Consider the following 15,351-nt stretch of genomic DNA (forward strand, 5'->3'; position numbering starts at 1 on the left):
CTTAAGATAAATTGTTATTTTTTATTAGCTTTATTAGCAATATAAGTTACTTCTTTTTGAAGTGTATTTGTTCTTTCTTCTAATAATTCCATTACTTTTGCAATTTTTTCACTTTTTTTCATATCACTAGGAAATTCACTTGGATTTATAGGATCGCCATATTTGATAAAAGATTTATGTCTAAATGTAAAAATAGACTTCACTTTTTTAGGCCCTTCAAACGCTGCAGGTATAATAGGTTTATTACTTAAGACAGCTATTGTTGCAGCACCTCTTTTTAGTGGCGCTTCACCCGCTTCTGCTCTATGTCCAGATGGAAATATTCCTACGCTTTTTCCTTGGTTTAGTAGTTTTACAGGTGTTTTTAAAGTGCTTGGTCCTGGTTTTTCTCTATCTACTGGAAAAGCATTTAACGAATGGAAAAACTTATCTGACCAGTCTTTAGAGAACAATTCTTTTTTAGCCATATAATGAATTTCTGTAGGATATAAACTTAGTGCTAACATAATTACTTCAACATAACCACTGTGTGTACATGTCACAATATATGGTTGTTCTGGTACTTTTTCTTTATTAATAATCACGAGTTGTTTTCCGAATTTTTGAAACACTGAATACAATACACTACTTGCAAATTTATACATATGTTGACCACTCTCTTCTTAATGATATTCATATTTTATCACTCTACAACTTTAGTCTCAAGTTTTCATACAAAATATTGTAACAATTAAAATACATCATATTATTGGCAATTTTTCTTGATTTCTATAATAATTATTTTATGGATAGCATTAAGGAGGCGTTAAGTAAACATGGATCAAAATGATCAAAATCAAAATTCAAATCAACTAAATGGTACTTCAAATGAATATTACTACAAAAAGAAAAATAATATTCCGTGGTACCAAAGTTGTCTTATTCCATTTTTATCAGGTATTCTTGGTGCAGCTTTAATACTTGCACTATTTTTTGGCGGTTCTAAATTATTGGATGTATTTAATTCAACCAATGATGATGCCAATGTTACAAACGCGCCAGCAAGTGAAAAAGGTGGAAACACTAAAGATAAGGAAGCGAAAAACAATTCGGTTTCTAAAATGGTCGAAGATGTCTCCCCTTCTATTGTCGGAGTTATAAACAAACAAAAAGTGAGTGGCTTAGAATCATTTTTTGGAGGTAATAATTCTGAAGGTTCAGATGAATCACAAGAAACTGGTGCCGGAACAGGCGTGATTTATCAAGTCGATAAAAATAGCGCTTATATTGTGACTAATAATCACGTTATTGAAGGTGCTAATGAAATTGAAGTTAGACTTCATAACGATAAAGCTGTAAAAGCTAAATTAGTTGGTAAAGATGTTATGACAGATTTAGCAGTACTTAAAATTGATGGTAAATATGATATTAATCCTGTTAAATTCGCAGATTCTTCAAAAGTTAAAGCTGGTGAAACTGTATTTGCATTAGGTAATCCTCTTGGTGTAGAATTTGCAAATAGTGTTACCCAAGGTATTATATCTTCTGAAGAACGTACTATGAATGTTCAAACATCTGAAGGTGTTACAGAAGCAACTGTTATTCAAACTGATGCTGCAATCAACCCAGGTAATTCTGGTGGTGCTCTTGTCGATTTAAATGGTAATTTAATCGGTATTAACTCTATGAAAATATCACGACAAGATGTTGAAGGTATAGGTTTTGCCATACCAAGTAATGAAGTTAAACATATCATTAAAGATATTATGGACGATGGAAAAGTAACTAGACCATACATTGGTATTAGTATGATTTCAATCGACGATATCCCTGACCAATATAAAAAAGAATTAAAACTTACTGTTGATAGTGGCGTATACATTTCAGAAGTTGACGAGAAAGCAAATAATGGAATTAAAAAGGGCGATGTCATCACTGAAATAGATGGTAAGAAAGTTAAAGATGATTCGGATATTCGAAATTATATTTATAATGACAAAAAACCAGGTGACAAAATCACTCTAAAAGTCGTTAGAGATGGTAAAGAAAAATCAGCAAAAGTCACATTAAAAGAACAGAATTAAAAACTAACTAGGGACATAAATATTAATTCAAAATAAATAAGCATATCACTTAACTAATATTTTAGTTCATAAGTGATATGCTTATTTTTATAAAAACATGACTATTACACATTTTAATGTCTCAGCCTGGTTCTTTATAATGGCAGTGTATGTGTTATTAGAATCCTCTGCCAGCACCACCGCCGGAGAAGCCGCCGCCTCCGCCGAAACCGCCGCCAGAAAATCCGCCACCGGAACTACCAGGTGGCCCACCAAACATAAACGGTCCAGCCGAACCTCTTCTCGTTCTTCTTCTTGTACCACCTCGTGGTGGTTTACCTCCACCATTTAAGAAATAAATAATGAAAAATATAATGATAAAAATAATAAATACTATAAAGGGAATTTTACCTAAACCACTACTTTGTGGTTCATCCTCAGTAAAATCTTTCCCGTCATATCCATAGCTTTTAGCAATTTCGTCCCAAACTGCATCATACAATTTAGTTAAACCTTTACTATAATATGCTTTAGATTTATTTTTATCGGAAGTTTTTGCTGCTTTTTCTTGATAAGGCATAAAATTATCATCTATTAATTGCCCTACTTTTGAATCATTTAATACGCCTTCAAGTCCATCTCCAACAGCTATATCTATACCTCTATTATTATTTTCATTACCATTATCTAAATTAAGTAGAATAACTATACCACGGTTATGTTTCTGGTCTCCTACTTTATAATGACGTCCTGCCTCGAGCGCATAGTCTTGCCTAGGTGTTTGACCAATTGATTTCATTGTCATTAACATAATATCTGCGTCGGTACCATCTTGTAGTTTTTGACCTTTTTTATTTATGTTGTTCTTATCTTTATCTAATACTAAATTAGCATGATCTTGAACAAATACTGGCTTTTCAAGTTTAGGAAATTTATCCGCTGCAAAAGCTGTCGAGCTAAACGTGAGTAAAATTGCGATTATTAATAAATTTACGCGTTTTAAAAATTGATTCATTAAGAATCATCTCCACCAAAGTCAACTTTAGGTGCATCTTTTGCTTCACCTTTTGCTTGGAAATATTCTTTCTTATCAAAATTGAATAAACCAGCTATGATACTTGATGGGAATTTACGTGTTGCTTGATTATATTCATTAATAGAATCGTTATAATCTTTTCTTGCAACAGCAATTCTGTTTTCTGTTCCAGCAAGTTCATCTCTTAAACCTGTGAATTGTTTATCTGCTTTTAAATCTGGATAATTTTCACTTATCGCTATTAATCGGCTTAATGCACTATTTACTTCATCATTTGCTTCTGCTTTTTCTTGTGGCGTATTTGCACCGGCTAATTTACTTCTTGCATCTGAAACATCTTTAAACACTTTCTCCTCATGTTTCGTATAACCTTTTACTGTATCAACTAAGTTAGGTATTAAATCTACACGTCGTTGTAATTGGTTGTCGATATTAGATAGAGATTTGTCCGCTTCTTCTTCTAATCCTACCAACCTGTTATATGGTCCAATCATAATTAAACCAAGAATAACGAATACTGCTACAACAGTAATTATAGGTGCTAAGTATTTTTTCATTATTAAACTTCCTTTCACTGAATTTTACACTATTCATTATACATTATATGGTAGATAAAACTATAATTCTACAATAGAAAAGGAGTGGTAAAGAAATCTAGTAGTTATAACAAGATTTCATTGTTCCTCTCCTTTTCTAAATTTTTATGAATATTTAACCATTGTATATTTCTTCTTACCTCTTCTTACAATTGTAAATTCATCTTCAATTTTGTCTTCAGAAGTTATTTCATGATTAACATCTTGGATTCTTTCACCATTTAAATATATTGCGCCATTATTAATGTCTTCTCTTGCCTGTCTCTTAGATGGAGATACACCCGCTTCTATAATAAACTCTACTAATTTAGTTGTTTCTTTACTAACTACAGCTGTTGGCACATCTTTGAAACCTGCTTCGATTTCATCTTTTGTTAAAGATTTAATATCTCCTTTGAATAAAGCATTTGTAATTCTTTTTGCTTCTTCTACAGCATCTGTACCATGGATAAACCCAACCATTTCTTCAGCAAGTACTTTCTGTGCTTCTCTTAAATGAGGCGCTTCTTCTACCGTTTTTTCTAATCTTTCAATTTCTTCTCTGTCTAGGAAAGTAAAGTATTTCAAGTATTTAACAACATCAGCGTCTTGTGAATTAATCCAGAATTGGTATAACTCGTATGCAGAAGTTTTACTTCTATCTAACCAAACTGTACCTGATTCTGATTTACCGAATTTTTTGCCATCTGCTTTTGTAACTAATGGAATTGTGAATCCAAACGCTTCAGTTTCACCATACATTCTTCTCATTAAGTCAAGACCCGTTGTAATGTTACCCCATTGATCTGAACCACCGATTTGCATTTTACAGTCGTAATTTTTATTTAAATAACCGAAATCAATAGCTTGTAAAATCATATAAGTAAATTCAGTGTATGATATGCCCGTTTCTAAACGTGCTTTTACTGAATCTTTACCTAACATATAATTCACACCAACATGTTTCGCATAATCTCTTAAGAAAGAAATTAAATCTATTTCTTTCAACCAATCTTTATTATTTACTAAAATTGCAGCATCTTCGCCTTCAAATTCAAAAATCTTATGCATTTGATTCATAATGCCACGAACGTTTTCTTCGACTTGTTCATCAGTCTGTAATTTTCTTTCCTCAGTTCTTCCAGAAGGATCACCAATCATACCTGTACCTCCGCCTACTAAAACAATAGGTGTATGACCATGATTTTGGAATCTTCTTAAAGTTAAATAAGGTAATAAATGCCCTATATGTAAACTATCTGCAGTTGGATCTGCACCACAGTATATTTTTACTGACTCTTTATTTAATAATTCTTCAATTCCCTCTTCATCAGTTTGCTGATAAACAAGGCCTCTCCATTTTAAATCTTCTAATAATGCATTTGCCATAATATTTTCCTCCTCCAAAATAAAAAAAATAAAAAAGCACCCTTACAATAAAATGTAAGGGTGCTTGAATACACGGTACCACCATACTTATGACATTATTATGTCATCTCTCATTAATGTTACGTACATTAAAAACGTAGAACTATTTTTTACAAGGTGTATTCACAATTACCTCTTTATCAGTTCCCAGCACCACTGACTCTCTTAAAAAGATAATAATCACTACTTCTCCTTTAGTTCATCACAATCTGCAATTAATTACAAAGTATAAAGCTAACAATTTTAAAAGTCAATATTATTTATATATGTTATAATTATGATGATTAGATTGGAGGTTAAAATTTGAGTTCAAATCAGTCTAAAAATAAATTCAAAGATCAATTTAATCGTTCAAGTAAGAAATATAAAAATACTTTTAAAGAAGCAAAATGGACTCCAAAACTAATATTCTTTACAACTTACCAAGTCATAAGCAATTTGTTTTTTATTATTCTTTTTATTAGTTGTTTATTACTAGCATTAGGTTTAGGTATTGGTGGCGGATACTTTGCAGGCCTCGTCAAAGATGAAAAAGTGATGTCTAAGAAAGAAATGAAAGAACAGCTTTATTCTATGACCGAAAGCACGTCTGTATATTTTGGTTCTGGAGAATCTCTTGGCCGATTAAAAAGTGATGTCCAAAGGGATGTTATTAAGGGAAATGAAATAAGTGATAATGTAAAAAACGCACTTATAGCAACAGAAGACGAAGAGTTTTACCAACATAATGGTATTGTACCAAAAGCATTTTTACGTGCCTCAGTACAAGAAGTACTAGGTAGTTCAAATTCTTCTGGTGGTAGTACTTTAACGCAACAATTAGTAAAAAATCAGTTATTAACAAATGAAACATCATTCGAACGTAAAGCAAAAGAAATGCTGCTATCTATGAATGTCGAAAAAAACTTATCAAAAGATGAAATTATAGACAGTTATTTAAATGTAGTATCATTTGGACGTAACTCTAATGGGTCTAATATTGCAGGTATTGAATCAGCTGCACAAGGTGTATTTGGAAAATCTGCTAAAAATTTAAATGTTGCACAATCAGCTTATTTAGCAGGATTACCTCAAAACCCATACACTTACACACCATTTTTACCAAACGGTGATTTAAAAGATGATAAATCATTAGAATTTGGTATTAATCGTCAGCACTATGTACTTAAAAGAATGTACCAAGAAGAAAAAATCAGTAAAAAAGAATACGATGAAGCTTTAAAATTTGATATTAAAAAATCATTTGTCGATAAAGTTGAAGAACCAAATCAAAAATATCCATTCTTAACTGAAGAAGTGGAAGATCGTACAATCGACATTTTAAAATATCATTTAGCTAAAAAAGATAACATTTCTAAGAAAGAATTAGACCAAACGCCAGTGTTAATGACTAAATATACTGAGAAAGCTAATAAAGCAATGCGTACTGAAGGATACAGGGTCGATACAACAATCGAAAAAGATATGTATGACACTCTTCAAGATGTAAAAAATAATTCAAATAGCTATTCTTGGGATAGAGAAGCAAGCTACACTAATGCGGAAGGTAAAAAAGCAACAAAAGATTTCCAACACGAAGTTGGTGCACTACTAAAAGAAAATGGTAGCGGTAAAATCTTAGCATTTGTAGGTGGTCGTGATTATGAAAAATCACAAATCAATCACGCAACAAAAGCAAAAAGATCACCTGGTTCTACAATGAAACCACTCTTAACCTATGCACCAGCATTTGAACATGGTTTAATCACACCAAACACTGCTTTACTAGATAAAAAGTTTGATATTAATGGTTATTCACCTGATAACTATGATAGAAGAGAGTTTGGACCCGTAACTGTAGATTATGCATTAAGAAATTCACTTAACTTAAGTACATTAAGATTATACAGTAACGTACAGGATTATAAACCATGGGAAAACCTTAATAAAATGGGTATGAACGTACCAGAAAACGTACAAGATGGATTAGCTCTAACATTAGGTACAGCTGACTTCACTTTAGGACAAGATGTTGATGGATTTAGTACTTTAGCTAATAAAGGTGAATATAACGATAGTTATATGATTGAATCCATTAAAACACGTGACGGTGAAGTTGTTTACCAACATAAGAAAGACCCTAAACGTATATTCAGTGAATCTACTACTTATTTAACAACTGATATACTAAAAGGTGTACTAGACGATGGGTCAGGTTATCAAATTAAAGATTCTTATGATGGAACATGGGCAGCTAAAACAGGTACATCAGAATCTGGTAAAGACAGCTTATTAGTAGGATATACACCGAAAGTAACATTAGGTATTTGGATGGGCTACGATCAACCAATTACATTTGACGAAGATAGTCATTATCAAATCTTTATGTGGAGAGATATGGTTAACGCCCTATCAAATACAGATAGAGAGAAATTAGGATATGACAGCGATTTTGAAAAACCAAGTACAGTTAGTGAGAAGACAATTTGTCAATACACAAATTCTACTGGTAGTTGTAGTAAAGGCGAATCAAAAGCTTCTACATTAATCTCTGATAAAGTAGATACTTCTGAAAAAGACATTTATTCAGAATCAGTATTGAAACGACTTGGTATTGCTGTAGATGGAAATACATCATCTAAAATCAAACCTAAAGAGAAAGTATCTAAAAACTCTAAAGAAGCTTGGTCATACAACTCAAGCGAAAATAAAAAAGCAGATTCAGATAGCGGTAAACCATCCAGTGGTACAAGTACTAAACCACCAAGTGGCGACTAACCCAGCAATCATAAAACGAATATAATAAAAATAGGTTGAGACAATTATTTATATCCCAGCCTGAAACTTAAAACATCAATCCTTTAGTTTTATAACTTTCGGATTGATGTTTTTTTATTTGATATATAATATTTTTTTTAGAATAAACCTTTCGCTGTGCCATCTTCATTAACATCCATATTCAAAGCAGCTGGTTGTTTCGGTAATCCAGGCATCGTCATAATATCTCCTGTCAATGCTACTATAAAGCCCGCCCCTGTTTTCGGCAATAATTCTCGTATTGTTATATCAAAATCCGTAGGCGCACCTAATTTTTTAGGATCATCGGTAAATGAATATTGTGTTTTAGCGACGCATACTGGATACTTATCCCAACCATTTTCTTTTATTGTTTTCAATTGTTTATAAGCTTTATCTGTAAATTTGACTGTACGACCACCGTAAACTTTTTGAACGATAGTTTCAAGCTTATCTTCTATAGACATTTCTAAACCATATAGTGGTTTAAATTGTTGAGGTTCTTCTAGTACTTTTAAAACTTCTTTTGCTAAATCTATACCACCTTTACCACCTTTTTCCCAAACTTCAGTTAAAGCAACTTTCACACCTTGCTCTTTACACCAATCTTCAACAAATTTTACTTCTTCATCCGTATCATGAATAAAAGCATTGATTGCTACAACTGGTTCTACACCAAATTGTTTAATATTTTCAATATGTTTATTTAAGTTTACAATACCTTTTTTGACTGCTTCTACATTCTCAGTTTTTAGTTCATTTTTTGAAACGCCGCCGTGCATTTTTAAAGCTCTAATAGTAGCAACAATTACAATAGCACTTGGATCAAATCCTGCTTTACGCGCTTTTATGTCTAAAAATTTTTCTGCCCCTAAATCGGAACCAAACCCACTCTCTGTTACAACAACATCCGCTAGTTTACGCGCAGTGTTTGTTGCAATAATTGAATTACAACCGTGAGCAATATTAGCAAATGGCCCACCATGTACTAGTGCTGGTGTACCTTCAATAGTTTGAACAATATTAGGTTTGATAGCATCTTTTAAAATGAGCGTTAAAGCTCCTTCTACTTTTAAGTCTCTTACTGTTACAGGTTTTTTATCGACTGTATAACCAACAGTTATATTGGCAAGGTTTTCTTTCAAATCTTCTATTCCGTTTGAAAGACAGAATATCGCCATTATTTCAGACGCTACCGTTATATCAAATCCATCTTCTCTTGGAACACCTCTACCTGGTCCACCTAGTCCAACAACTACTTGTCGTAGTTCTCTATCGTTCATATCTAATACACGTTTCCATTCAATTCGTCTTGAATCTATATTGAGTTCATTACCATGATATATATGATTGTCTATAAAGGCAGATAATGCATTATTAGCAGTTGTAATAGCATGTAAGTCACCATTAAAATGCAAATTAATTTCTTCCATTGGGAGTACTTGAGCGTAACCTCCCCCAGTTGCTCCACCTTTCATGCCAAAAACAGGTCCCAGTGAGGGTTCACGTAGAGCTACCATAACTTTTTCATTCAATTGATTTAAAGCATCAGCTAGACCTACTGTTACAGTAGATTTCCCTTCTCCTGCTGGTGTGGGACTTAACGCTGTAACTAATACAACTTTCCCTTTTTCTGTTTTGTCTTTTAATTTTGTAATATCAACTTTCCCGCGAAAATGTCCATAAGGTTCAAGTGCCTCGTTTGTTATGCCTACTTTTTCAGCTATTTCATTAATGCGTTTTAACGTACTTTGATTTGCAATTTCTAAATCTGATAAATGACTCAAGCTCATTCACTCCTTAAAATTAAATAACAAATTCATATGTATATCTTTTCAACTTATATCTTTAGCATATACAAATATGCATAAAAAGTCGATTAATATTATTGTGAAATTCATATGAAATACCGTTGTTAAAAATCAAATTTTTGACATAAAGAAAGCCAAGAAACTCCCTTATATTTAAAGGGTTATTCTTGGCTTTTTAACATGATTAATATTAACTTATTCTTCTAAAGTAGATAAATCTCCTGCTGGTAAGTCTAGTTCCCAAGCTTTTAATACACGTCTCATAATTTTACCTGAACGTGTCTTAGGTAATTTATCCTTAAATTCTATCTCACGAGGTGCTGCATGCCCAGCTAAACCTTCTTTAACAAACTTTCTTATTTCTTCTTTTAATTCATCAGATTCTTCATATCCATCTCTTAAACCAATGAATGCTTTAATGATTTCTCCACGAACCGGATCTGGTTTACCTATTACACCCGCTTCAGCAACTGCTGGGTGTTCAACAAGTTTAGATTCAACTTCAAACGGTCCTACTCGTTCACCTGCAGTCATGATGACATCATCAACACGCCCTTGGAACCAGTAATAACCATCTTCATCTTTATAAGCTGAATCTCCAGAAACGTACCATTCGTCGTTAATGAAATATGAATCATATTTAGGCTGGTTATTCCAAATTGTTCTCATCATTGAAGGCCAACCTTTTTTCAGAGCTAAATTACCCATTCTATTTGGTGGTAGTTCATTACCTTGATCATCAACAATTGCTGCTTCAATACCTGGTAACGGTTTACCCATTGAACCAGCTCTAATATCCATTGAAGGATAGTTAACAATCATGTGTCCACCTGTTTCAGTCATCCACCAAGTATCATGTACGCGGTGATTGAATACATTATAAGCCCATTTAATCACTTCTGGGTTTAGTGGTTCACCCACTGAAAGAACATGTCTTAATGATGAAAGGTCATACTTTTTAACAATGTCATCACCAGCGCCCATTAACATTCTTAGTGCAGTTGGTGCTGTATACCAAATTGTAACGTTGAATGTTTGGATGAATTCATACCATCCTTCAGGAGAAAATCTTCCACCTGCCACACAATTTGTTACACCATTTAGCCATGGACTAAAGATACCGTATGATGTTCCTGTAACCCAACCTGGATCAGCAGTACACCAGTATACGTCATCTTCTTTAAAATCTAAAACATATTTACCAGATATATAATGAACTAACATTGCTTCTTGTACGTGTAATACACCTTTAGGCTGTCCTGTTGAACCTGAAGTGTAATGTAAAATTAATCCGTCTTCTCTATCTAACCATTCTATTTCAAATTCACTATCAGCTTTTTCGAGTTCTTTATTGAAGTCAACATACTCTTCAGAAACATTTTCATCAACAATTACAATATGTTCTAAATTCGGTAATTCATCTTTAGGTATACGATCTACTAGATCATTAGTTGTGATGATTACTTTAGCTTCACTATTTTCTAAACGATCTTTTACCGCTTTTTCCATAAACGCTTCAAACAATGGTCCAACAATACCACCAATTTTTAATGTTCCTAACAAAGCAAAATATAATTCTGGTGTTCTTGGCATAAATATAAATACACGGTCGCCTTTTTCAACATTTGCTTTATCTTTTAAAAGATTAGCGGCTTTATTACTAGCAATTTGTAAGTCTTTAAACGTATAACTATCTTGTCTATTTTGATCTTTATAGTGGAGTGCAAATTTGTCCCCTTTACCATTGTCCACATGACGATCTATACATTCATATGCCATGTTTATTTTACCAGTTTCACTCCAACTGAAATTTTTCTCAATATCTTTCCAGTTATGATTATTAACTGCATTCTCATAATTTGATAGATTATAATCTTCGTTTAATGCTTCGTATACTTCGACTTTCATCTAAATCTCCCCTTTTATAAATGTAATCGTTTCCAATAAAGCCTGAGTCTATTATAATATAAGTAGATGATACTTTTCAAAAAAATTTGATTATTCAAAATAAACTTTATATTTACACATTACCATATTAATAGGAAGGAGGTATACTATGGACTATAAAAAGACCTTCATATCAGAAACTATACCCTTTACATCTGATTCTAATATAACAATTGAAGGTCCTGTAGAACCCGAAAAATTAAAAGAAATGACTTTTGATGAAGGGCTAGATAGTTTTCGCGTACCTAAGGAACAATTTGAAGCGCTAATAGAAATTTCTGAATTACCTGAAGGAAGAATTATTGTATGTAGAATAGATCAACATATTATCGGTTATACAACTTACGTTTATCCTGATCCACTTGAGCGTTGGTCAGATGGTAACCTACCCTATATCCTTGAGTTAGGTGCTATTGAACTTTCTTTAGAATACAGAAAATATGGACTTGGAAAGAAAATGCTTAAATTAGCTATGAACTCACCAGAAATGGAAGATTATATCGTTATCACTACAGAATACTATTGGCATTGGGATTTAAAAAACAGTGGTTTAGATGTTTATGAATATCAAAAAATCATGCATAAAATGATGGCAGAAGGTGGTTTAGAAGTATTTGCGACTGATGACCCAGAAATAATCAGCCATCCTGCCAATAGTTTAATGGCAAGAATAGGAGCAAATATTAGCCAAGAGCAAATGGAAGCATTCGACAGACTAAGATTTATGAATCGTTTTTTCTTTTAAGGAGGTATATTATGTTAGTTGAAAAAATTATGACTTCACCTTGTACAACAATTCAAGGTAACCAATCTATTGAAAATGCTTTAGAACTTATGACACAAAAAGAAATTAGGCATTTACCAATTGTAAATGAAAAAGACGAATTGTTAGGAATTATTTCAGATAAAGATATAAAAATGGCTTTACCAAGCATTTTATCTGATGAAGACCCAAATAATAGTTTAAGTTTATCTGTTTCTAAAATTATGAGAAGAAATGTTATTAGATGTCATCCTTTAGATTTTGTAGAAGATATAGCTTTAGATTTTTACGAAATGGCAATTGGAGCTATACCAGTTCTCCGTGATAATAAAGTTATTGGTATCGTCACACAAAAAGATATGTTAAATACATTTTTAGAACTAACTGGTGTTACAATTCCTGGTTCTATAATTGAAGTACATATTGACGATAAAATTGGTGCATTACACGATATTACTGCTATATTTAAAGAACAAAATATTGATATATTAAACGTCCTTGCTTATGCTGATCAAGAAAATGTTAAGAAAAGATATCTTATGTTACGAGTAAAATCAATGAATCCTGAAAAAATATATAAATTATTGGAAGAAAAAAATTACCATGTCATATATCCATTTGGTATAAGAAATGACTAATGTTAAATATGTGTATTCAGAGGATTTATTGAAATATCGTTTTTCAGATAGTCACCCTTTCAATCAAATGCGTTTAAAGTTAACGACTGATTTGCTTATTGACCTAGGTGTGCTTAAATCTGAACATTTGATACAACCAAGAATAGCAACTGACGAAGAATTAGAACTCGTTCATGAACCGAGCTACATAGAAGCTATTAAAAAAGCAGGCAATGGAGATTTACCAATAGAAGAATATGATAAATATGGATTAAATAGTGAAGACACCCCTCAATTTGTAAACATGCATGAAAATAGTGCAAGAGTTGTAGGTGGAACTTTGAATGCAGTTGATGCAGTTATGTCTGGTGAAGCAAAGAGAGCATGCCATTTAGGTGGTGGATTACATCATGGATTCAAAGGGAAAGCAAGTGGATTTTGTATTTATAATGACAGTGCTGTTGCAATACAATATTTACAATCCAAATATAAACAAAGGGTTTTGTATATTGATACAGATGCACATCATGGAGATGGCGTTCAATGGTCATTTTATACTAATGAAGATGTAATGAATTTTTCTATTCATGAAACAGGTCGATATTTATTCCCCGGAACAGGTGCCATTACTGAGCGTGGAGATGGTAAAGGATTTGGTAGAACTGTAAACATACCATTAGACGCATATACGGAGGATGAATCATATATAGACGTATTTAAAGAAACTGTAGAAGCTGTATGTAAAGCTTACAAGCCAGATATTATACTAAGTGTAAATGGTGTCGATATTCATTATTTAGATCCACTCACGCATTTAAGTTGTACTTTGAATACGTTATATCAAATACCATATATCGTAAAAAATCTAGCAGACGAGTATTGTGATGGTAAAGTCATTATGATCGGTGGAGGCGGATATAATATTTGGAGAGTTGTACCTAGAGCTTGGTCTCATGTTTGGTTTGCTTTAAATGATCTTGATACCCCAAAAGGAAATATACCACAGACTTGGCTTGATAAATATCAAAGCAGCGCTCCGTTTCCTTTACCAAAAACATGGATAGATGAAAAAGATGATTATATGGAAATACCAAGAAAAACCGAAATAACTGAAAAAAATAATAACACGAAATTAAGAATTTTAGAGTGGTATAAATAAAAAAGAGGGAGATTCGTTTATCGAATTCCCTCTTTTATTATTTAGTTGTGCCTCTATATTCTATTCTATACGGCAATATAACATTAGGCTCGTCAATTTGTTCGTCATTCATATATTTAGTTAACAACCTCATTCCAACAGCTCCAATGTCATAAAGCGGTTGAGTAACACTTGATAATTGTGGTCTAACCATATGAACAAGTCTTGTGTTATTAAAGCTGACAACTTGCAATTCTTCAGGTATTTTAACACCTGCATCTTGAGCAGCATGAACAATACCAATTGCTTGTTCATCACTTATACAAAGAATTGCATCAGGATTAGCTTGAGATACTGTCTCATATGCTTTACTGCCATCTTTATATGTTTCATTACCAACATATTTAGCATTGTCATTAATATCTAGACCAGCCTCTTCTAATGCAGACTCAAGACCTTGGATAGCATCGTCTTGGGCTTTCTCTGAGTATCCACCACCGACGAATGCAAACTTCTTAGCACCGTTCTCAATAAGTGTATTTGCTATTTCTTTACTAGCTTGTGTGTAATTAATGTTTACAGATGCTAATTTTGATTCTTTATCATTTGTTCCAGATACTACAACTGGTACAGATGATTTCTCAATTAACTCAACAGTTTCGTCAGTTAATGTTCCACCAAGGAAGATAATACCATCAACTTGTTTACTCAATAAGTTGTTAAATATTTCTTGTTCTTTATCACTATCGTTATCAGAGTTAGAAATAATTGTATGATATTTATACATTGTTGCTATATCTTCTAACCCTCTTGCTAATTCAGAATAATAAACATTCGAAATATCTGGTATAATTACGCCAACTGTTGTAGTTTTTTTACTTGCTAAACCACGTGCAACAGCATTTGGTCTATAGTTTAATCTCTTAATAACTTCGTTTACTTTATCTCTAGTTGACGGTTTAACATTTTGGTTACCATTTACAACACGAGATACAGTAGCCATTGAAACTTTTGCTTCTCTTGCTACATCATATATTGTTACAGTCATAATATCCTCCCATTTTTGAAAACGTTTTCTAGTACATTCTATCACGTTTTCATATTGTTTTCAAAGCATATGAAAGCGAACTCACAATTACTCATTATAAGATATTCATAAACTCTTGTCGATAAAAGAAACTTAAGTTTTTAAAAGAAAGTGTAAAATGAAAATTGTTTT

General features: G+C 32.5%; 12 protein-coding genes and 1 other annotated feature. Of the genes, 5 read left to right on the top strand and 7 right to left on the bottom strand.

What is annotated here, in order from left to right; genetic code table 11:
• Positions 1 to 14: 14 nt before the first annotated feature.
• Positions 15 to 644, bottom strand: a complete 630-nt coding sequence (locus ACO6VN_RS07990; protein ID WP_064204360.1) for a lysophospholipid acyltransferase family protein — start codon at positions 642 to 644, stop codon at positions 15 to 17.
• Between the two features lie 171 nt (positions 645 to 815).
• On the opposite strand from ACO6VN_RS07990, the gene ACO6VN_RS07995 reads away from it, so the two are divergent.
• Positions 816 to 2,063: a S1C family serine protease gene (locus ACO6VN_RS07995; RefSeq protein ID WP_064204361.1), complete on the top strand. Its 1,248-nt coding sequence runs from the start codon at positions 816 to 818 to the stop codon at positions 2,061 to 2,063.
• A gap of 157 nt (positions 2,064 to 2,220) precedes the next feature.
• Here the strand turns inward: ACO6VN_RS07995 and ACO6VN_RS08000 are convergent, their stop codons facing one another.
• From ACO6VN_RS08000 to tyrS, 3 genes are all read right to left on the bottom strand, one after another.
• On the bottom strand, positions 2,221 to 3,057 hold the full coding sequence (locus ACO6VN_RS08000; protein WP_422404450.1) for a TPM domain-containing protein: 837 nt from the start codon (positions 3,055 to 3,057) through the stop codon (positions 2,221 to 2,223).
• Positions 3,057 to 3,635 carry a LemA family protein gene (locus tag ACO6VN_RS08005; protein ID WP_194201361.1) on the bottom strand — a complete coding sequence of 193 codons (579 nt, stop codon included), beginning with the start codon at positions 3,633 to 3,635 and terminating at the stop codon, positions 3,057 to 3,059. Before ACO6VN_RS08005 ends, ACO6VN_RS08000 begins: the two co-directional genes overlap by 1 nt.
• A gap of 144 nt (positions 3,636 to 3,779) precedes the next feature.
• Entirely contained in the window at positions 3,780 to 5,042 is a 1,263-nt protein-coding gene (tyrS, locus tag ACO6VN_RS08010; RefSeq protein ID WP_194201362.1) for a tyrosine--tRNA ligase, read from the bottom strand.
• 53 nt (positions 5,043 to 5,095) lie between these two features.
• Positions 5,096 to 5,284 (bottom strand) — a binding site (T-box leader).
• 100 nt (positions 5,285 to 5,384) lie between these two features.
• Between tyrS and ACO6VN_RS08015 the strand changes: the two genes are divergently transcribed.
• Positions 5,385 to 7,838: a transglycosylase domain-containing protein gene (locus ACO6VN_RS08015; RefSeq protein WP_017000617.1), complete on the top strand. Its 2,454-nt coding sequence runs from the start codon at positions 5,385 to 5,387 to the stop codon at positions 7,836 to 7,838.
• Between the two features lie 137 nt (positions 7,839 to 7,975).
• Here the strand turns inward: ACO6VN_RS08015 and ACO6VN_RS08020 are convergent, their stop codons facing one another.
• Together ACO6VN_RS08020 and acsA are read right to left on the bottom strand one after the other, a co-directional pair.
• Positions 7,976 to 9,643 (bottom strand): formate--tetrahydrofolate ligase, encoded by a 1,668-nt coding sequence (locus ACO6VN_RS08020; protein ID WP_017000616.1) that lies wholly within the window; start codon positions 9,641 to 9,643, stop codon positions 7,976 to 7,978.
• 219 nt (positions 9,644 to 9,862) lie between these two features.
• Complete coding sequence (acsA, locus tag ACO6VN_RS08025) at positions 9,863 to 11,575, bottom strand: acetate--CoA ligase (RefSeq protein ID WP_422404451.1); 1,713 nt, start codon at positions 11,573 to 11,575, stop codon at positions 9,863 to 9,865.
• 148 nt (positions 11,576 to 11,723) lie between these two features.
• Between acsA and ACO6VN_RS08030 the strand changes: the two genes are divergently transcribed.
• The 3 genes from ACO6VN_RS08030 to ACO6VN_RS08040 are packed head-to-tail and all read left to right on the top strand — an operon-like array spanning position 11,724 to position 14,153.
• A complete protein-coding gene (locus tag ACO6VN_RS08030) occupies positions 11,724 to 12,359 on the top strand; it encodes a GNAT family N-acetyltransferase (RefSeq protein WP_210618640.1) in 636 nt (211 codons plus the stop codon).
• 11 nt (positions 12,360 to 12,370) lie between these two features.
• The gene (locus ACO6VN_RS08035) at positions 12,371 to 13,015 is read left to right on the top strand and encodes a CBS and ACT domain-containing protein (RefSeq protein WP_017000613.1); all 645 of its coding nucleotides are present in this window, start codon (positions 12,371 to 12,373) and stop codon (positions 13,013 to 13,015) included.
• Positions 13,008 to 14,153, top strand: a complete 1,146-nt coding sequence (locus tag ACO6VN_RS08040; RefSeq protein ID WP_194201365.1) for an acetoin utilization protein AcuC — start codon at positions 13,008 to 13,010, stop codon at positions 14,151 to 14,153. The genes ACO6VN_RS08035 and ACO6VN_RS08040 overlap by 8 nt, the downstream gene beginning before the upstream one ends.
• 37 nt (positions 14,154 to 14,190) lie before the next feature.
• On the opposite strand, the gene ccpA is transcribed toward ACO6VN_RS08040, so the two are convergent.
• Entirely contained in the window at positions 14,191 to 15,180 is a 990-nt protein-coding gene (gene ccpA / locus ACO6VN_RS08045; protein ID WP_017000611.1) for a catabolite control protein A, read from the bottom strand.
• Between the last annotated feature and the right edge of the window lie 171 nt (positions 15,181 to 15,351).

The sequence above is a fragment of the Mammaliicoccus sp. JADD-157 genome, assembly GCF_049310805.1.
Classification (GTDB): domain Bacteria; phylum Bacillota; class Bacilli; order Staphylococcales; family Staphylococcaceae; genus Mammaliicoccus; species Mammaliicoccus lentus.